Origin of the sequence: Amycolatopsis plumensis, from assembly GCF_042652605.1 — a bacterium.
Classification (GTDB): Bacteria; Actinomycetota; Actinomycetes; order Mycobacteriales; family Pseudonocardiaceae; genus Amycolatopsis; species Amycolatopsis plumensis.
In genome coordinates, this window is sequence record NZ_JBHSJY010000001.1 from 700,038 (window position 1) to 718,569 (window position 18,532).

Below are 18,532 nucleotides of genomic sequence, written 5' to 3' on the forward strand. Positions count from 1 at the left end.
CGTCGACAAATCATACGCAGGTGCGTATCGTTTCCGGCATGACACTCGGAAGAGCCGAAACGCGCACCATCTCCATCGCCACCCCGCCGCAGCGGGTCGTCGAATACCTGGCCGATCCTCGCCACCTCCCCGAATGGGCCCCCGGCTTCGCCACCGCCGTCGACCACGACCACGGCGACGTCTGGCGCGTCCACACCGGCGGCGGCCCGCAGCGGGTCGCCGTGCGGGTCGCCGCCGAGCACGGTGTCGTCGACGTCGTCAGCGCCGATGCCCCTCACCTGGGCCTGTTCACCCGGGTGGTGCCGAACCTGACCGGCGCCGAGCTGATCTTCAGCCTGTTCTTCCCCGACGACACCGAGCCGTCGGCGGTCGACGCGCAGATGGCGGTCGTCGGGGAAGAACTGCGGGCCGTGCGCGATCGCGTCGAGTCCGGGCGTTAGCCCGCCGCGCAGAGGACGCCGTTGAGCCTGAACGCCGTCGGCAGGATGTTCGGCCCGCTGTAGTCGGCGGTGAACCCGACGTCCACGCCCGCCGCCGGCGGGGCCGACGACGAGACCGTCACCGTCGTCCCGTTCTGCGCCCACGTGCCGTTCCAGCCGCCGGTGAGCTTCTGCCGCGCGGTCGGCCAGCCGAACGTCAGCGTCCAGTCCCCCACCACGCCGCTGCCGGTGACGTGGATGCCACCGACGAACCCGCTCGCCCAGTCGGTGACGTCGGTCATCCGGACCGTGCAGCTGCTCGACGCGGGCGCGCCGGTCGTGAGCGTCAGCGGCGGGGAAGCCGCGGACACGTTGCCCGCCGTGTCGCGCGCCAGCACGTTGATCGTGTACCGGCTGCCGGGCACGAGGTTCCCGACGTCCAGTGAGGTGCCGGTCGTCTCGCCCCACTGCTCGCTCACCGCGCCCACCTGCCGGTAGACCTCGTACTTCGCGATCGGGTGGGCGCCGGGCGCGGCCGCGGGCCAGCTGATCGCCGCGGTCCGGTCGGTCGCCGTGCCGGTCGGCCGGCCGGGCGCGCCGGGTCCGGCGGACGCCGCGGCCGCCGGGTGCAGCACCACGGTGGTGAGCGAGTACGGCGGCAGCGTCTGGGCCGTGCTCGTCCCGGTCGCCGCGCCGCTGATCGAAGTCGCGCCGTTGGTGAAGGTGAACACCTGGGGCGCACCGGCGGCCGGCGTGTAGCCCGCGTAGTCCAGCGTCACCGTCCTGGCCTGGTCCTGGTCCTTGTTCAGCAGCAGCACGGCGAGATCGCCGTTCGGCCGCCGGACGGCGTGCGCGCCGACGAGCGGGTCGTCCGCGGCGGCGCGGACGAACTGGTCGCCGGGGTGCGCGAAGGTGCTCAGCATCTTCAGGCCGTAGTAGGGCGCGAACGGAGTGTTGAGCGGCGGTTCGCAGACCCCACCGTCCAGGCAGGTGCCGCTGGAGAGCAGGCCGCCGTCGCCGTAGTCCGGATATCCGGCCACAGTGGACAGCTTGGTCGGCCCGTTGTGCGTGTCCCACCAATCGACGGTGAACACCCCGTTCTCGAGCAGCGAGCTGTAGGTGTCGGCGGCGAACAGGGCACCGGGCTGGGTGTTCACGCCGACCGGCGTGTTGGTTTCGGTCATCGAGATGCCGATGCGGCCGGAGTTCGCGCCCGCGTACCGGGTGATCTGCTCGCGCGCCGCGTAGATCATGTCGTCGATCTGCTCCGGCTTGGCCAGGGCTTCCGCCGCCGTCGAGCCGGTGGGGTACCAGTGCAGGATGACGAAGTCGATGTGCGGCCCCGCGATCGACAGCACGGTCTGGTTCCAGGTCGCCGTGTCGCCGGAGCCGACGATGCCGTCCGGCCAGTTCGCCGGGGTGGTCAGCACGGCGCCGATCTTGACGCCCGGATCGACGGCCTTCATCGCGTCGGCGTAGGCGACGATGCCGTTGGCGTACGCCGCCGGGCTCTTGTCCGCGTGGTTGTCGGCTTCCCAGTTCGCGCCGTAGTGCCCGTTCCCGTACAGCTCGTTGCCGATTTCCCAGTACTTGACGCCGTATCCCTTGGTGACGTTGGCGTACCGCACCCAGTCCGCGGCTTCCTCCGGCGTGCCGGTGCCGTAGTTGGCGATGATGATCGGCTGCGCCCCGGCTCTGCGGACCCCGCCCATGAAGGTGTCGAAATCGGTGTTCGGCGCCACGTACCCGCCCGGCGCGGTGTTGTCCTTCCAGTGGTAGATGTCGCCGTAGGAACCACCGGGGTAGCGCATCGTGCGGACACCGGCGGCGCCGAAGAGGTCGGCGACCTCGTCGGTCCCCAGCTGGCTGTCCCAGACCGCGTGGTTGATGCCGATCCCGGTGTCCGGCATGGTCGCCAGCCCGGCTCGGGCGTTGACGGTGACCGTCGCCGTGGGCGCGGTCGCCGCCCCGGCGGTGCCGGCCGCGGGTATCGCCGCGGCGAGCACGGCGATCACCGGCCACGCTGCCCAGCGCAGACGTCGAGCTGTCATGAAGGTCCATCCTCACTTCGTCGGGCACGAACGGATGACTGGGAGCGCTCTCAGCGAGAGAACCACCGAGCGGGCCCGAAAGTCAACGGAAGTCGCGCGAGGGCCCGGTACTCGACGGAAGTTCGAGGTTTTCGACGCGGTCGGTCGGCGAGGAGGGAGGCAGCACGCACCGGCCTGCGGCACCACGCGTCAGCGGAAATCACGGGACGGGACGGCGAGCCCGCGGATTTCGAGCGGGACAAGACGGTCCGCGACGAGCGTGACGACACCTTCGCCCGCTTGGACCAGCCCGCGGACGACCACGGCGGCGCTGGTCCGGGCCACGAGCCGCTGCCGCTGCCAGAGCCCGGGCGAGACGAGGACGTTGGCCATGCCGGTCTCGTCTTCGAGGTTCAGGAACGTGATCCCGCCGGCCGTCGCGGGGCGCTGGCGGTGGGTGACCGCGCCGCCGACCCAGACCCGCGTGCCGTCCTCGGTGCGCAGGAGCTCGGCGACCGTGATCGCGCCGCGCCGGTCCAGGAGCTCGCGCAGGTACTCGACCGGGTGGCTGTCCGCGGAGACGCCCGTGGCCCACAGGTCCGCCGCCGTCACCTCCAGCCGCGTCATCCCGGGCAGTGCCGGTGCGTCGAGGCCCGGGGCGAGGCCGGGCAGGTGGCCGGGCCGGGTCGCCGCCGCCGCGCCGGCGGCCCACAGGTCCTGCCGCCGGTCGCCGCCGAACCCGCTGAACGCCCCCGCCGTGGCCAGCGCTTCGACGGCGTTCTTCTTCAGCCGCACCCGGCGGGTCACGTCACCGATGCTCGCGTACGGACCGTGCGCCGCCCGTTCGGCGACGATGAGGTCGGCGACGTCTTCGCCGAGGTGGCGGACCGCGGCGAGGCCCAGCCGGAGCGCGACGCCGCCGGTGCTGCCGTCGTCCGGTTCGAGGGTGGCGCCGGCGAGGCTCGCGTTGATGTCGGGCTCCCGGATGTGCACGCCGTGGCGGCGCGCGTCGGCGACCAGGGACTGCGGGCTGTAGAAGCCCATCGGCTGCGCCCGCAGCAGCCCGGCGCAGAACGCGGCCGGGTAGTAGCGCTTGAACCACGCCGACGCGTACACGAGCAGCGCGAAGGACATCGAGTGCGCTTCGGGAAAGCCGTAGCCGGAGAAGGCGTGGATCTGCTCGAAGATCCGGGTGGCGAGCTCGCGGTCGAGGCCGTTGGCCGCGCAGCCGCGGAAGAACCGCGCCATCAAGGCTTTCATCTTGGCGCTGGACCGCTTGGCGCCCATCGCGCGGCGCAGCTGGTCGGCTTCGGCCGGGGTGAAGCTCGCGACGTCCACCGCCATCTGCATCACCTGCTCCTGGAACAGCGGCACGCCGAGGGTGCGGTCGAGGGACGCGGCCAGCAGCGGGTGCGCGTGTTCCCATTCCTCGTCGCCGCGGCGACGGCGGATGTAGGGGTGCACCGAGCCGCCCTGGATCGGGCCGGGCCGGATGAGGGCGACTTCGACGACGAGGTCGTAGAACTTCCTCGGCCGCAACCGCGGCAGCGTGGCCAGCTGAGCGCGGGACTCCACCTGGAACACGCCGACGGCGTCGGCTTCGCAGAGCATGTCGTAGACCGCCGGATCGGCGAGGTCCAGCTTGCCGATGTCCACAGTGGTCTCGTGGTGTTCGGCGACGAGGTCGATCATGTGGTGCAGCGCCGAAAGCATGCCGAGCCCGAGCAGGTCGAACTTGACCAGCCCGACGGTGGCGCAGTCGTCCTTGTCCCACTGCAGCACGCTGCGGTCCTTCATCGTCGCCCATTCGACGGGGACCACTTCGGACACCGGCTGCTTCGAGATCACCATGCCGCCGGAGTGGATGCCGAGGTGGCGCGGGAAGTCCTCGATCCGCGCGGCCAGGTCGAGGACGTCGGCCGGGATCGCCCCGGCGGCCTGCTGCTTCGTGGCGGCGACCCCGCCCCAGCGATCGACGAGCTTGCCGTAGGCGTCCTGTTGCCCGGGGCTGTGGCCGAGCGCCTTCGCGGCGTCGCGGATCGCCGACGGCGCCCGGTAGGTGATGACGTTGGCGACCTGGGCGGCGTGGAACCGGCCGTGCTTTTCGTAGACGTACTGGATGGCCTCCTCGCGGCGGCCGGACTCGATGTCGACGTCGATGTCCGGCGGCCCGTCCCGCTCCGGCGCGAGGAACCGCTCGAACAGCAGGTTCCACTTCACCGGGTCGGCGTGGCAGATTTCCAGCGCGTAGCAGACCGCGGAGTTCGCGGCCGAACCACGGCCCTGGCACAGGATGTCCGCCTCCCGGCAGAACCGGACGATGTCCCAGACGACGAGGAAGTAGCCGGGGAAGCCGAGCTTCTCGATGACGGCGAGTTCGTGGTCGAGCTGGGCGTAGGCCTTGGGGTGCGCCTCCCGCGGCCCGTAGCGCTTCGCGGCGCCCTGCCAGGTCAGCTCGGTCAGGAACGACATCTCGTCGTGCCCGGCCGGGACGGGGAACGGCGGCAGGTCCGGCGCGACGAGGTTGAGGTCGAACGCCACTTCGACGCCCAGCACGGCGGCCCGGCCGACGGCGCCGGGATACCGGCGCTCGAAGCGGCGCCGCTGCTCCATCCCGGACCGCAGGAACGCCTGCCCCGACGGCGGCCGCCACCCTTCGAGGTCTTCGGTCGACCGCCGCGCCCGCACGGCGGCGACCGCGTCCGCCACGACGGCGTCTTCCGGGCGGGCGTAGTGCACGTTGTTGGACACGACCGTGGGCAGCCGCAGTTCCCCGGCCAGGTCGTCGAGGAGGTCGTTGGCGGCGGCGTCGGCGGGCAGCCGGTGGTCGATCAGCTCGACGGCGATGTGCGACCGCCCGAACCGGTCGACGAGCCGCCCCAGCTCGGCGCGCGCGGCGGCCGGGCCGTGGCGGGTGAGCGCCTGCCGGACGGCCCCCTTGCGGCACCCGGTGAGGACGACGACGTGCCCGGCCAGCTCGTCGGCGAGCTCGTCGAAGTCGTAGACCGGCCGTCCCTTTTCGCCGCCGGCGAGCTGGGCCCGCGAGATGACGCGGCACAGCCGGTGGTAGCCCGCCTGCTGCCGGGCGAGCAGCAGCAGGTGCGAGCCGTGGGGGTCCGGCTCTCCGGCCTGCGGCCCGGGCAGCCCGAGCGACAGTTCGGCCCCGAACCCGACCCGCACCCCGAGCTCCCGCGCGGCGTCGTTGAACCGCACGGCCCCGTACATGCCGTCGTGGTCGGTGAGCACGAGCGCGTCGAGCTCGAGCCGCGCGGCCTCCTCGACGAGCGTCTCGGGGTGGCTCGCACCGTCGAGGAAGCTGAAGTTGGAGTGGACGTGCAGCTCGGCGTAGGGCGCCCGGATCCGGTCCCCGCCGTCGTCCCGGCCACGCCGGTTCCGCAGGTCCTCGGGCGCCCCGCCGTAGCCCTCGCGCTTGCGCGACCACGCCGGGGCGTCGCTGCCGTCCCCGGGAACGGGCGGCCGCCCGGAGGCGATCCGCTCCACTTCGGACCACGGCACGCGCGGATTGTTGAAGGCCAAGGCCGGCTCCCACCGATTTCGCTGTGGGGAAGCCAGCGACTACTGTTCGAACACACGATCGACTACTGTGGTCCGATCCTGCGTCGGGGCGCGGCCGGTGTCAACTGTGGACTGACCGAAGTCATTCGCATCACAGCGATCAGGAAACCCGGAGGCAGGTGATCCAGTAGTCGCCGTCGGTGTCCCTTGCGACACCGTGGGTTTCGCTCGGGAAGCCCGGGAAGTGCCGGTCGAAGTCCTCCAGGGCCCGCAGGTACCGCAGCGTCGGCTCGTCGTGGCCGCCGGCGTTTTCGCCCGGCATCAGGACCGGGATGCCGGGCGGGGTGGTGACGACCTGGGTGGCGACCGTCCGGCCGGCCAGCTCGGCGAGGCGGACCGGCTCGGTGCCGCCGCGCAGCAGGCGCTGGTAGGTCTGCGCCGGGGTGAGCTCCGGGCGGGGCGGGTGGGTGAACGCCGCGTCGAGGAGCGGGATGAGGTCGCTCTTGCGCAGGTGGGCGTGCATCTGGTCGCACAGGTCCCGCAGGGTGAGCTCGCCGTAGCGGGCGGGGTGCGCCTCGACCAGGGCGGGCAGGACGTCGGCCAGGCGCGCGCCGGTGTCGTGGAGTGCCTTGAAGTCGAGGAGCCCGTCGATGAGCGTGCCCCACTTGCCCTTGGTGATGCCCATCGAGAAGAGGATCAAGCACGTGTACGCGTCGGTCTTCTCGACGACGATGCGCCGGGTCTCGAGGTAGGCGGTGAGGATCCGCGCCGGGATGCCGTGCTCGGCCACGGTGCCCGCGGCGTCGGTGCCCGGGCAGGTGACGCTGACCTTGACCGGGTCCAGCAGGCAGTAGCCCGCCTCCAGCCCGGGGAAGCCGTGCCACGACGCGCCGGGTTCGAGGCTCCAGCAGGCGGGCTCGGTGCGCAGCAGCTCCAGCGGGGCGTCCGCGAACGGGTAGCGCTGCCCGGTCTCCGGGTCGCCGACCTCGTCCGGCTGCCAGGTGCCGAAGAACCAGGCGGGCCGGTCCCCGGCGGCGGCGATGCGGCGGCCGATGCGGGCCACCGCCTGCCGGAACCGGATGGCTTCGGTGACGGCCTCGTCGACCAGCCACCGGCCGCCCGGCCCGTCCATCATGCCGGCGGCGACGTCGAGCCCGGCGATCATCGGGTACAGCGGTGACGTCGTCGCGTGCATCATGAACGTCTCGTTGAACTGCCGGTGCTCGACCGGCGACCGGGGCGAGTTCTTGACGTGCAGCATCGCGCTCTGGGACATCGCGGCGAGCAGCTTGTGGGTGGACTGGGTGCTGAACACGGTCGGCCGGACGGTGTCGGGCACCGCGTCACCGTCGACGGCCATGCCGTAGCGGCGGGCGTAGAGCGGGTGGAACCGGGCGTAGGCGAACCACGCCTCGTCCAGGTGCAGCCGCGGCACGCTGGCCCCCAGCAGCTCGGCGACGCGGACCGCGTCGTAGCACAGGCCGTCGTAGGTCGAGTTGGTGATGACCGCGTACACCGGATCCGGCGCGGCGGCTCCGGCCGCGAGCGGGCTGGCCGGCAGGAGCTCGGCGACGGCTTCGCGGGCCAGCGCGGCGGGCGGGATCGGGCCCATCAGCCCGTAGCCGTTGCGCGTCGGCACGAGGTAGACCGGACGCCCGCCGGTCAGCGTCAGCCCGTGGTAGATCGCCTTGTGGCAGTTGCGGTCGACGAGCACCAGCTCGTCGGTGGCGACGCTGGCGTGCAGGGCGATGCGGTCGCCGGTGGAATCGCCGTGCAGCACGAAGTACGTCAGGTCGGCGCCGAAGATCCGGGCGGCGTTGCGCTCGGCGTCGCCGATGGGCCCGGTGTGCTCGAACAGCGAGCCCAGTTCCGCCACGGAAATGGAAAGGTCGGTGCGGAACAGCCGTTCACCGTAGTAGTCGAACAGCGCCCGCCCGACCGGCGATTTCAGGAACGCCACGCCGCCGGCGTGGGCCGGGGTGTGCCAGGAGTATTCGTGGGTGTCGTCGAACCGGCGGAGTTCCCGGAAGAACGGCGGCAGGATTTCGTCCCGGTACCGGCGGGCGGCCACGCCGATCCGGCCGGCGATGAACCCCGGCGTGTCCTCCAGCAGCCACACGTACCCGCAGATCACTTCGGAGACCCACAGCGGCAGGTCGTCCACCGACGCCGAGGTGGTCACCAGGAACACCGGCAGCCGGGTGAACCGGCCGACCAGCGCTTTCAGCACGGCTTCGGCGGCTGCTTCGCCGTCCCCCAGGTCCCAGCTCACGAGGGCGGCGGCGAGATCGGCCCGGGTCTGCACGACGGCCAGCGCGTCCTCACCGGTGCCGGCGCGCACGACCTCGTGCCCCTCGTCGGCGAGGTGCTCGCAGATCCGCGCCAGCTGCCCGGCGGGTACCGAATCCGGCGGGATTTCGGTCAACGCCAGCAGAACCGTCGAACCGGCCACGTCGGATTCCTTTCCCGGAGATCCTTTCGGTTATAGCCGCCGTCCGGTGGCGGCGTCGATCGGCCGGACGTCTGACCCGTCCTGTTCTTTCGAGTCATTTCGCGACCGAAATGGTGCCTGCCGGTAGCGCTTCATCACGCTTTCGTGGCGGCGGCTAGTCGTAGCAACCCTCGACCGTCCACTGTGGATTATCGCCGATCGTGGCGCTGAGCAGGAGCGCGATGTCGCCGTCTTCCGCGGTGTCGCCCTCCAGCACCACCTGGACGCGGGCGAGGGGCCGCTCGCCGCGGCGGCCGGGCAGGGCCGGGTGCACCACCCACGGGCCGGCCGAGCCGATGACCCGCCGAGGCGGTCCCCCGTCGACGGCGACCGTTGACGGCGGGTAGCCGAGCTCGCCACGCGCGGTGCAGCGGACGACGTCACCGACCGCGTCGAGCACCTCGGCCGGCACCGGGCGGGGCGGCACGACCGTCGGCGAGGGCGCGGGCAGCCGTCCCGGCCAGGGCCGGTCCGCGGCGAGCGGGCGGCGCGGCTCGCCCCACGGGATGAGCCGGACGCGTTCGGCCGGGCCGCGGCCACCGTCCAGCAAAGGGGTGACGACCGCGTCCGGGCCCAGCAGGCCCTGGATGCGGACCAGGGCGCGGCCGGCGCGTTCGGCGGCGTCGGCGTCGCGGCCCACCGAGCCCAGCTGCAGCTGCAGTGCCTGGCCGCCGACGACCTCTTCGGGGTCGAGACGCAGCCGGACGATGCCGGCGGTCGGCCGGTCCCGCGTGGTGAGCCAGCCTTCGCACTGCCACCGGACGCGGTCGGCCGTCGTGCGGGCGGTGAGGGGCTCGGCACAGCGCCAGACGCGTACGCGCTCTTCGCCCGCTTCGGTGACGGCGACGATGGCCAGGCGTGTGCAGGCGAGACCGTGGTTCGCGAGCCCGGCGAAGAAGCGCTCGCCGAGGGTCTTCGCGACGAAGGCGGCTTCGTCGACCCTTGCCAGAGGGGTTTCGAAAGTTTCGGTGACGGTCAGGTCCGGCGGGAGGGCGCGGCGCAGCGGCGGGCGTTCGGAGAGGCCGCGGGCGAGCCGGTGGGCGGCGACGGCGTCTTTCGGGAACCGGCCGGCGACGTCGCGTTCGGCCAGCGCGGCGAACGCACCGAGGGTGCGCAGGCCGAGCCGCTTGAGCAGGTCGACGAGCTCACCGCGGTCCTCACCCGGCTGGTTCAGCTCGGTGATCGAGAGCGGCGCGAGGAACCCGCCCGCCCGGCCCCGCGGAACGAGCGCCGACCGGCGGGCGGCGAGGGTGGCGGCGAACAGCCCGTCGGCGACGCCGACCTGGCATTCGACCCCGGCCCGGGCGGCGACTTCGTCGATGAGCAGCTCGGCGAGGGCGGCCTCCCCGCCGAAGTACCCGGCGGCACCGTCGACGGGCACGGCGACCAGCCCGGGCCGCACGACTTCGACGCCAACGGCCTGCGCTTCGACGGCGGCGGCCACGGGTTCGAACAGCCGGGCGTCGCGATCGGGATCGTGCTGGTGCACCACGAGTTCCGGACAGCGCGACTGGGCATCCCGCCGCCGCATCCCCCGCCCGACGCCGCTGTGCCGCGCGGAGGCGGAGCAGGCCACGACGCGATTGCCGGAGAAGACGGCGGCGGGCGAGGTGGGCGGGGACCCGGCAGCGGCCCCGGCGGCGACGACCGGCCAGTCCGGGCACCACAGCACGAGCAACCGTGGCGCATCGGTCATCCGGCGGCCCGCTCCTGCGGCCGGGGTGCGGTCACCGTGGGAAGAGGGCGCGCGGACGGCGGCGGGGTCATGCGCGAGACCGGAACTCGCGTGAGCGGAACCGGAACTCGCGTGATCCGGGCCGGAACTCGCGTGGTCATCCCGCGCCCGCGCCCCGGCCGCGCCGGCACTCGCCGCGGCGCCCGGGTCATCCGGCCACCTCGACCAGCCGCCGCTCGCGCGGACCGCCGCCCGTCACCGTTCCGTCCGGGCCCGGCAACAGCAGCCCCACCGACGACGAGCGGGCCGCCGCGCCTCGGCCGCGGCTGGTCGCCACCACGTCACGCGCCCGCAGGTGACCGTGGCCGTCCTGGGTCAAGCCGTGCCAGCGCCGTCCCGACACCTTGAGCTCCAGGTCCGCTCCCGGCCACGCGCCCGCCGTCAGCAGGACCGTTCCCCGGTTGCGGACCCGGTCCGCCAGCCGGCGAGCCGTCTGCGGCGACACCGAAGCCGGGCCGAGGACCACCAGGTCGAAGCCGTCGACCAGCGCCGACAGCACCGCCACCAGCTCCGTACCCGGGTTCGGCACCAGCGCCACCCGCTCCAGGTCGACGCCGAGCTCCGCCGCCGCGGCCAGGCCCAGGTCCGGCAGGGCCGCCACCGCCGCCCAGGACCCGTTGCGGGTCGCCGCCGCGAGGAGGGCCAGCACCAGGGACCGCGCCCCGCGCACCGCGACCGTGCTGCCGCGCCGCAAGCCGCCGCCGGGGAGCAGGCGGGCCAGCTCCGGCAGCACCGTCAGGACGTCCGGTCCCGGCTCACGCAGCTGCGCGGCCGTGCGGAGCCCCGGGATGGCCGTGAGCGCCTCCGGCACCGCCACCACCGCTCACCTCCAGCACCACGTACTCGTACCGGAGACGCCTCCCGGCGAACCCAGACTTATCGAACACTTGTTCGCATAGTGCGAGACGCGCGGCCCGCTGTCAAGCCGGGGATCAGCTCCGGGGGAGGACGCCGCTGACGTACCGCACGTCGCCCGTGCGCAGGTCGTCGTCCCCCAGCGACGCGAGGCCGTGGGCGGCGAGCAGCGCGCGGACGGTCTCCCCCTGCACCACCCAGCCGAGCCCGGCCAGGTACGGCCCCGCTTCGTGGCGTTCACCGTAATAGCGGAGCCGCGCCATGTCCGTGTCGAAGCTCTCCTCGCGCCAGCGTCCGGAGATCCGGTTCAGGCCTTCCCGGGTCTTCTCCTCGTCGCCCGGCCGCTGGTTGGGCCGGCTCTCGGTCGCCACCCGGCTGCCCGGCGCGCTCAGCTCGGTGATGGTGTCCAGCAGCCGGTCCTGCGCCTCGGGTGGCAGGTAGCCGAGCAGGCCTTCGGCGCTCCACGCGGTCGGGCGCGCCGGGTCGAAGCCGGCGGCGCGCAGCGCGGCGGGCCAGTCCTCGCGCAGGTCGGCGGCCACCACCCGCCGGTCGGCCGTGGGCTCGGCCCCCAGCCCGGCCAGGGTGCGGGTCTTGAACTCCAGAACCTGCGGCCGATCGAGCTCGTACACCACCGTCCCGGCGGGCCACGGCAGCCGGTACGCGCGCGAGTCCAGCCCCGCCGCCAGGATCACGGCCTGCGTGAGACCCGCCTCGGCGAAGAACTCGTCGTAGAACTTCGTCCGGACCTTGGCCACGTCGATCCACACCTGCTCGACCAGGTCGCCGGGCACCGCTTCGCCGCTCGCCAGCCGGGTGAGGACGTCGACGCCGACCGCCCGCACGAGCGGTTCGGCGAACCGGTCGTCGATCAGCGACGGATCCGCGCGGGTCGCCATCGCCCGCACCGCCGCGGCCATCGTGGCGGTCGCGCCGACGCTCGACGCGAGGTCCCAGGTGTCGCCGTCATGCCGGGCAGTCATCCCCGGATTCTGCCCGATCCCTGTGACGCGGATCGCGGTCACACCCCCGTCCGCCGCCTCGTCCAGGGGGTGAAGCGAGAAAAGAGGACGAGATGCGCCGGATCCTGATCGTCGGCGGTGGTTACGCCGGTTTCCACGCCGCCCGGAAGCTCGAGAAGAAGCTGCGTCGCGGGGAGGCCGAGGTCACCCTCGTCGACCCGCGGCCCTACCTCACCTACCAGCCGTTCCTGCCCGAGGTCGTGGCCGGCTCGGTCGAGGCGCGGCACGCCGCCGTGTCGCTGCGGCGGCACCTGCGCCGCACGCACGTCATCGCCGGGAAGGTGACCGCCATCGACCACGCCCACCGCGTCGTCACCGTGCAGCCCGCCGACGGCGATCCCCGCGAACTGGGCTACGACACCATCGTCGTGACCGCCGGGGCCGTCACGCGGACCCTGCCCGTGCCGGGCATCGCCGACCAGGCCATCGGCCTCAAGCACGTCGAAGAGGCGGTCGCGATCCGCGACCGGCTGCTCACCGCGTTCGACCGCGCCGCCGCGCTGCCCGCAGGACCTCAGCGGCGGAGGCTGCTCACCGTCACCTTCGTCGGCGGTGGTTTCTCGGGCGTCGAGGGCTTCGGCGAGCTGCTGTCGCTGGCGACGGCTCTGCTCAAGCGCTACCCCGAACTGCACCGCGGCGAGCTGCGGTTCCACCTCGTCGAGGCGTCGGGCCGCATCCTGCCCGAGGTCACCGACCGGCCGGGCCGCTGGGTCGTGCGGGAACTGGAGCGGCGCGGTGCCCGTGTCCACCTGAACACCCTGGTGACGTCGGCGGAGAACGGCCACGTGACGCTTTCGACCGGCGAGGAGTTCGATGCGGAGCTGATCGTCTGGACCGCAGGCAACGGCGCCAACCCGGTCGTCGGCCGGCACACCGACCTCCCGGTCGACGAACGCGGGTACCTCGTCGTGCGGCCGGATCTGCGGGTCGAGGGCGTGACCGATGCCTGGGCCGCCGGGGACGACGCCGCGGTGCCCGACCTGGCCTCGCCGGTTCCGGGCGCGCGGACCGTGCCCAACGCCCAGCACGCGTACCGGCAGGGAAAACTGCTGGCCCGCAACATCATCGCGACGCTGCGCGGCCGGGCCCCGAAGCCGTACGTGCACCACAGCCTGGGCGCCATCGCGACCCTCGGCCTCGGGCGCGGGATCTTCCAGTACAAACAGCTGGTCCTCAAAGGACTCCCGGCGTGGCTGATGCACCGCGGCTACCACGTGCTCGCCGTGCCCACCTGGGAACGCAAGGTCCGGGTGCTCGCGGTCTGGCTGACGCAGGCGCTGTTCGGCCGCGACATCCTCAGCCTGGCCTCGGTGCAGCACCCGCGGGAGGCCTTCGTGGCGGCGGGCCGCACCGTCGCCGGTGCGGCCCGCCGTGCGGAAGATCAGCCCGCGAAGGGGCTGGCGTCGATCGAACAGGTCTGGCCCGCCGCGGGGAAGGTTCCCGAGATCAGGTAGTCCCGCTTGACCTTTTCGGTGCACGTGCTCGGCACGTACATCGAGGAGTGGCCGTAGCCCTCGGTCACGAACACGCGCGCCCGCGCCAGTTCCGCGGCGCCGTCGCGGGCGCCGTGCAGCGGGGTGGACGGGTCGTAGCGGTTGTTCAGCACGAGGATCTCCGCCGACGTCGGGCGGTTCCACGGGCCCGTGTAGCGGTCGGTGTCCTGCGCCTTCCAGAACGCGCAGCTCATCATGTCCAGCACCGCGATCCGCCCGAAGTACGGCACGCGCTGGTCTTCTGACTCGGCGTAGCGGCTGTAGACCGCCGGGTCGGTGGGCACGTCGCTGTCGGAGCACTGGATGGCGTTGAACGATTCGGTCCGGTTCGAAACGTACTGCTCGCCCTTGACAGCCGCGGTGCGCAGAGCCGGCGTGGCCGGAGCGTCGTACAGACGCTGCAGCAGCGCGGCGATGTCCGCCCAGCCCCGCGAGTCGGACAGGTCGGCGGCCGCGTTGATGATGCCCGAGTAGGTCCACGTTTCGCCGTCGCTGACGATCGGCGCCTGCTTGGCGCGCGCCGTGAGCGCCGCCCACTTGGCCTTCGGGTCACCCGAAGAGAACGCGCACTTCGGGCCGGCTTCGGTGCACAGCCGCAGGAACTGCTCGAAGGTCTGCGCGATGCCGGTCGCGACGTCCTGCCGGGTGTCCAGCGGGACGCTCTTGCCGTTGCCGTTCTGCCCGGTCGAGTTGCCGGCGAAGTCCATGGTGCCGTCGAACACCATGGCCCGGATCCGGTTCGGGAACAGGTTCGCGTAGGTCGCCCCGAGCTGCGTCCCGTAGGAAATGCCGTGGTAGTTCAGCTTCGGGTCGCCGACCGCGCGGCGCAGCAGCTCCAGGTCACGCGCGGTGTTCGCCGTGGAGACGTGCTCGAGGATGGGGCCGGCCTTCGCCGAGCAGCGGTCGGCGAGTTCCTTCGACTTGGCGTAGAAGGCCGTGTTGCCGCTCGGGTCGCCCGGCATCTCCGGGAACGACCCGAAGAAGTCCTGCTGCTCGGCCAGGGTGTCGAAGCACCGGACCGCCGTGCTGTTGGCGATCCCGCGCGGGTCCCAGGAGACCAGGTCGAACCGGGCGCGCAGTTCGTCGGAGAACAGCCACGGCCACTTGCCGCGCTCCCGCAGCCGCTGCAGGCCGGACGCGCCGGGGCCGCCGAAGTTGACGAACAGCGAACCGATCCGGTGCTTCTGGTCGGTGGCGGGCAGCTTGATGAGCGCGAGGTCGATCTTCGCGCCGTACGGCCGGTCGTAGTCCAGCGGCACGGAAGCCTTGGAGCACTGGAAACCGTCGGCGCAGTCCGTCCAGCTCAGCTGCGGCGTCGGCACGCTGTCGATGGAGGCCGGTGCCGCGGACGCGACCGCCGGTCCCGCCGCGACGGCCATCGAGACACCGAGCGCGACGACCACGCCGCGCACGATGCCTCCCCCAGAAAGTCGGCGCACGAATAGTCCCTTCGGAGAGGAAACGATCACTTCGCCTCCACAGACGGACGAGGAGGTGGCGAGGTTGAGTCCGGGTCCCGGAAAAGATCACTGGCCCACAGCGGCCCTAATTAGCTATAGTACTAGTCATCTAGTTAAATGGAGTTGCCGATGATCGAGTTCCACCTGGACGCCAGGTCCGGCTTGTCGCCGTACCAGCAGCTGGTCCAGCAGGTGCGGCACGCGCTGCGCCTCGGCCTGTTGTCCGAGGGAGACCAGCTCCCGAAGGTCAAGGACGTGGTCGCGAGCCTCGCGATCAACCCGAACACCGTGCTGAAGGCCTACCGCGAGCTGGAGCACGACGGCCTGGTCGCGGCCCGGCCCGGCGTCGGCACGTTCGTGACGGCGACGCTGAACGGCGGCGCTTCGTTCGCCGTGCTCGGACCGCTGCGGCGCGACCTGCGCCGGTGGCTTTCCCAGGCGCGCAAGGCGGGCCTCGACGAGGAGAGCATCGAAGCCTTGTTGATGTCCACGTTTCGCGACTCCGCCAGAGAGGACATAGCGTGAGCGTGCTGATAGCCCAAGGACTGGGCAAGACATACAAGCGCAAGCAAGCGCTTACCGGATGCACGCTGGAGATCGAGGCCGGTCACGTCACCGGGCTCGTCGGCCCGAACGGCGCCGGCAAGTCGACGCTGCTCAACATCGCGGCCGGCATGCTGGAACCGACGACCGGCACGATCGAGGTGTGCGGCGGGGTGCCGGGCAGCGGCCCGGAGCAGCTGGCGAAGGTCGGGTACGTCGCCCAGAACACCCCCGTCTACAGTGCACTGTCCATCGAGGAGCACCTGCGGCTCGGCGCCCACCTCAACCCGCGCTGGGACGCCTCGCTCGCCGAAAAGCGCGTCGAACGGCTCGGGCTGGACCCGAAGCAGCACGCCGGCAAGCTCTCCGGCGGCCAGCGCGCCCAGCTGGCACTCACGCTCGGCATCGCCAAGCGCCCCGAACTGCTGCTGCTCGACGAACCGGTCGCCGCGCTGGACCCGCTGGCGCGCCGCGAGTTCCTCCAGGACCTGATGGAAGCCGTCGCCGAGCACGGGCTTTCCGTCGTGATGTCCTCGCACCTGGTCAACGACCTCGAGCGGGTCTGCGACCACCTCGTCGTGCTGGTGGCCTCGCAGGTCCGCGTGATCGGCGAGGTGGAGACGCTGCTCGCCACGCACCACCGGCTCTCCGGGCCGCGCCGTGACCTCGACACACTGCCGGCCGACCAGCACGTCGTCTCGGCGACGCACACCGACCGCCAGACCACCGTCCTCGTCCGCACCGAGGCGCCGATCCTCGATCCCACGTGGACGGTCGGGCAGCTCGGGCTGGAGGACCTCGTCCTCGAATACATGAGCAACCCCACCGCCGCCCGCCCCGCCCTGGAGGTCCTCCGATGACGTGGCTGACCTGGCGCCAGTTCCGCGTTCCCGCCTTGTCGGTGTTCGCGGGCCTGCTCGCCATCGCCGTCGTGCTCGCGATCACCGGGCCGGAACTGGTGGGCCGCACGAGCTTCTCCGACGAGGACGTCCTCTTCCAGGGGACCATCCTGGCGCTGTACCTGCTGCCCGCGGTGATCGGCGTCTTCTGGGGCGTCCCGATGATCACCCGCGAGCTGGAGAGCGGCACGCACAGCCTGGTGTGGAACCAGACCGTCACGCGCAAGCGGTGGCTCACCACCAAGCTCGGGTTCGGCCTGCTCGCCGCGATGCTCGCCGCCGCGGTGCTGAGCGTGGCGGTGTCGTGGTGGGCGAGCCCGATCGACGCGCTCTCCGCGCAGCAGACCGACCGCGGCATGATGCCGCGCATCGCGCCCGTCGTGTTCGGCGCACGCGGCATCGTCCCGATCGGTTATGCGGCTTTCGCCCTCGCGCTCGGCGTCGCGGTCGGGATGCTGCTGAAGCGGACCGTGGCCGCCATGGCGATCACGCTCGTCACGCTCGCCGCCGTCCTGTTCCTGGTGCCGACGTTCGTGCGGCCGTACCTCATCCCTCCGGAACAGGTGACTCTCCCGATCGTCGGCGAGTACGTCACGAACATCACCGGCGACGACAAGCGGGGGATCACGGAGATCGGCGTGCGGAAGCCGGCCGGGTCGTGGGAATTGGGGAACGAAACCCTGGACCCGGCCGGAAACGTGGCCGACCCGCTGCCGTCGTTCGTGCAGGACTGTTCCCCTCGGCTCGACCAGGGGCCGCCGCCGGAACGCGGCATGCTGGAAGCGTGTGTGGCCCAGCTGGGCGCACACGGCTACCAGCAACGCGTGACCTTCCAGCCCGGTTCCCGGTTCTGGCCGCTGCAGTGGCTCGAACTCGCGCTCTACCTCGCGATGACCGCCTTGCTCACCTGGTTCTGCTTCCGCCGTCTCCGCCACCTGTCCTGACGAATTCCGACTGGGGGAATCATGCGCACTCTCGCGGTAGCCACCGCACTCACTCTGGCTCTGTCCGCGTCGCCCGCTTCGGCGGCCACGACGCCGTACCTGCCCCGTCCGACCGGCCACTCGCCCGTGGGCGTCACCACACTGTCCTTTGTGGATAAATCGCGGCCCGATCCGTGGGTGCCGTCGGTGCCCTACCGGGAGCTGATGGCCTCCCTCTTCTACCCGGCGACCTCGGGAGGAGGGCCGAAGAAGCAGTACATGACTCCGCTCGAGTCGGAACGCAACCTCGAACGGCAGAACATCCCGGGCCTCCCGCTCGACGTCTTCAGCACGGTCCGGACGAACGCCGTCGTCGACGCGCGCCCGGCCGGGCGGTGGCACAGCCTGCCGCTGGTCGTGCTGTCCCCCGGCTGGACCCAGCCGCGGGTGACGCTCACCGCGCTGGCCGAAGACCTCGCCAGCCGCGGGTACGCCGTGGTGGCGATCGACCACACCTACGAAAACCGCGCCACCACCTTCCCCGACGGCCACGTCACCGGCTGCGCCGCCTGCGAGGTCGACGACCAGCCGGGGTTCTGGGAGAAGTTCGCGCGGGTCCGGTCGAAGGACACGTCGTTCGTGCTCGATTCCCTGCTCGCTTCGAAGTGGGGCGCGCTGATCGACCCGCAGCGGATCGGCATGACCGGCCACTCCGCGGGCGGCGCGATCACCACCCAGGCGATGCTGGCCGATCCCCGGATCCGGGCCGGCGCCGACCTCGACGGGAGCGTCCACGTCCCGATCCCGGCGTCCGGGCTCTCCCGGCCCTTCCTGTTCGTGGGCAGCATGGACAACTACACGCCGGGCGCGCCGGGTCCGTACGACGACTGGGAAACGGACTGGACCCACCTGACCGGCTGGAAGCGCTGGATCATGGTGTCCGGCACGGTGCACGCGTCGTTCACCGACCTCGGCGTGCTCGCCGAGCAGCTGGGCGTTGACCTCGGCGACTCGATCGACCCGTACCGCGCGCTGACCATCACGCGCAACTACGTAAGCGCTTTCTTCGACCAGCACCTGCGCTGCCGTCCGCAGCCGCTGCTGGCCGCGCCCTCGCCCGCTTACCCGGAAGTGACGTTCATCGGATGA

The 18,532-nt window shown here is 72.0% G+C and carries 14 protein-coding genes; 6 read left to right on the top strand and 8 right to left on the bottom strand.

The genetic code is table 11. The features are described 5' to 3' along the window. Positions 1-38 precede the first annotated feature (38 nt). Positions 39-440 (top strand): SRPBCC family protein, encoded by a 402-nt coding sequence (locus tag ACFPLC_RS03380; protein WP_378202182.1) that lies wholly within the window; start codon positions 39-41, stop codon positions 438-440. Here ACFPLC_RS03380 and ACFPLC_RS03385 read toward each other — a convergent pair. The 7 genes from ACFPLC_RS03385 to ACFPLC_RS03415 form a co-directional block, all read right to left on the bottom strand. Beyond that, complete coding sequence (locus ACFPLC_RS03385; protein WP_378202185.1) at positions 437-2,470, bottom strand: cellulose binding domain-containing protein; 2,034 nt, start codon at positions 2,468-2,470, stop codon at positions 437-439. The genes ACFPLC_RS03380 and ACFPLC_RS03385 overlap by 4 nt on opposite strands. A 189-nt stretch (positions 2,471-2,659) precedes the next feature. Further along, entirely contained in the window at positions 2,660-5,986 is a 3,327-nt protein-coding gene (locus ACFPLC_RS03390) for an error-prone DNA polymerase (protein ID WP_378202188.1), read from the bottom strand. Positions 5,987-6,125: 139 nt separating this feature from the next. Next, positions 6,126-8,417 (bottom strand): Orn/Lys/Arg family decarboxylase, encoded by a 2,292-nt coding sequence (locus tag ACFPLC_RS03395; RefSeq protein WP_378202191.1) that lies wholly within the window; start codon positions 8,415-8,417, stop codon positions 6,126-6,128. A gap of 154 nt (positions 8,418-8,571) precedes the next feature. Further along, positions 8,572-10,152 carry a DNA polymerase Y family protein gene (locus ACFPLC_RS03400; RefSeq protein ID WP_378202194.1) on the bottom strand — a complete coding sequence of 527 codons (1,581 nt, stop codon included), beginning with the start codon at positions 10,150-10,152 and terminating at the stop codon, positions 8,572-8,574. Beyond that, the gene (locus tag ACFPLC_RS03405) at positions 10,149-10,343 is read right to left on the bottom strand and encodes a hypothetical protein (RefSeq protein ID WP_378235687.1); all 195 of its coding nucleotides are present in this window, start codon (positions 10,341-10,343) and stop codon (positions 10,149-10,151) included. Before ACFPLC_RS03405 ends, ACFPLC_RS03400 begins: the two co-directional genes overlap by 4 nt. Continuing rightward, the gene (locus tag ACFPLC_RS03410) at positions 10,340-11,008 is read right to left on the bottom strand and encodes a hypothetical protein (RefSeq protein ID WP_378202197.1); all 669 of its coding nucleotides are present in this window, start codon (positions 11,006-11,008) and stop codon (positions 10,340-10,342) included. The genes ACFPLC_RS03405 and ACFPLC_RS03410 overlap by 4 nt, the downstream gene beginning before the upstream one ends. Positions 11,009-11,123: 115 nt before the next feature. Then, positions 11,124-12,026 (bottom strand): class I SAM-dependent methyltransferase, encoded by a 903-nt coding sequence (locus tag ACFPLC_RS03415; protein WP_378202200.1) that lies wholly within the window; start codon positions 12,024-12,026, stop codon positions 11,124-11,126. Between the two features lie 92 nt (positions 12,027-12,118). Between ACFPLC_RS03415 and ACFPLC_RS03420 the strand changes: the two genes are divergently transcribed. After that, positions 12,119-13,519 carry an NAD(P)/FAD-dependent oxidoreductase gene (locus tag ACFPLC_RS03420; RefSeq protein ID WP_378235688.1) on the top strand — a complete coding sequence of 467 codons (1,401 nt, stop codon included), beginning with the start codon at positions 12,119-12,121 and terminating at the stop codon, positions 13,517-13,519. On the opposite strand, the gene ACFPLC_RS03425 is transcribed toward ACFPLC_RS03420, so the two are convergent. After that, positions 13,447-14,970 carry an alpha/beta hydrolase gene (locus ACFPLC_RS03425; RefSeq protein ID WP_378202206.1) on the bottom strand — a complete coding sequence of 508 codons (1,524 nt, stop codon included), beginning with the start codon at positions 14,968-14,970 and terminating at the stop codon, positions 13,447-13,449. The genes ACFPLC_RS03420 and ACFPLC_RS03425 overlap by 73 nt on opposite strands. A gap of 177 nt (positions 14,971-15,147) precedes the next feature. On the opposite strand from ACFPLC_RS03425, the gene ACFPLC_RS03430 reads away from it, so the two are divergent. Genes ACFPLC_RS03430 through ACFPLC_RS03445 form a run of 4 tightly spaced genes read left to right on the top strand, consistent with a single transcriptional unit; the run spans position 15,148 to position 18,532 of the window. Continuing rightward, entirely contained in the window at positions 15,148-15,543 is a 396-nt protein-coding gene (locus ACFPLC_RS03430) for a GntR family transcriptional regulator (protein ID WP_378202209.1), read from the top strand. After that, positions 15,540-16,421 carry an ABC transporter ATP-binding protein gene (locus tag ACFPLC_RS03435; protein WP_378202212.1) on the top strand — a complete coding sequence of 294 codons (882 nt, stop codon included), beginning with the start codon at positions 15,540-15,542 and terminating at the stop codon, positions 16,419-16,421. The genes ACFPLC_RS03430 and ACFPLC_RS03435 overlap by 4 nt, the downstream gene beginning before the upstream one ends. Further along, positions 16,418-17,404 carry an ABC-2 transporter permease gene (locus ACFPLC_RS03440; protein ID WP_378202214.1) on the top strand — a complete coding sequence of 329 codons (987 nt, stop codon included), beginning with the start codon at positions 16,418-16,420 and terminating at the stop codon, positions 17,402-17,404. The genes ACFPLC_RS03435 and ACFPLC_RS03440 overlap by 4 nt, the downstream gene beginning before the upstream one ends. A gap of 21 nt (positions 17,405-17,425) precedes the next feature. Further along, complete coding sequence (locus tag ACFPLC_RS03445; RefSeq protein WP_378202217.1) at positions 17,426-18,532, top strand: alpha/beta hydrolase family protein; 1,107 nt, start codon at positions 17,426-17,428, stop codon at positions 18,530-18,532.

Coding starts and splice junctions, on each gene's coding strand:
- ACFPLC_RS03380 (WP_378202182.1), top strand. CDS start 39: ATGACACTCGGAAGAGCCGAAACGCGCACCATCTCCATCGCCACCCCG.
- ACFPLC_RS03405 (WP_378235687.1), bottom strand. CDS start 10,343: ATGACCCGGGCGCCGCGGCGAGTGCCGGCGCGGCCGGGGCGCGGGCGC.
- ACFPLC_RS03430 (WP_378202209.1), top strand. CDS start 15,148: ATGATCGAGTTCCACCTGGACGCCAGGTCCGGCTTGTCGCCGTACCAG.
- ACFPLC_RS03415 (WP_378202200.1), bottom strand. CDS start 12,026: ATGACTGCCCGGCATGACGGCGACACCTGGGACCTCGCGTCGAGCGTC.
- ACFPLC_RS03445 (WP_378202217.1), top strand. CDS start 17,426: ATGCGCACTCTCGCGGTAGCCACCGCACTCACTCTGGCTCTGTCCGCG.
- ACFPLC_RS03440 (WP_378202214.1), top strand. CDS start 16,418: ATGACGTGGCTGACCTGGCGCCAGTTCCGCGTTCCCGCCTTGTCGGTG.
- ACFPLC_RS03385 (WP_378202185.1), bottom strand. CDS start 2,470: ATGACAGCTCGACGTCTGCGCTGGGCAGCGTGGCCGGTGATCGCCGTG.
- ACFPLC_RS03400 (WP_378202194.1), bottom strand. CDS start 10,152: ATGACCGATGCGCCACGGTTGCTCGTGCTGTGGTGCCCGGACTGGCCG.
- ACFPLC_RS03420 (WP_378235688.1), top strand. CDS start 12,119: ATGCGCCGGATCCTGATCGTCGGCGGTGGTTACGCCGGTTTCCACGCC.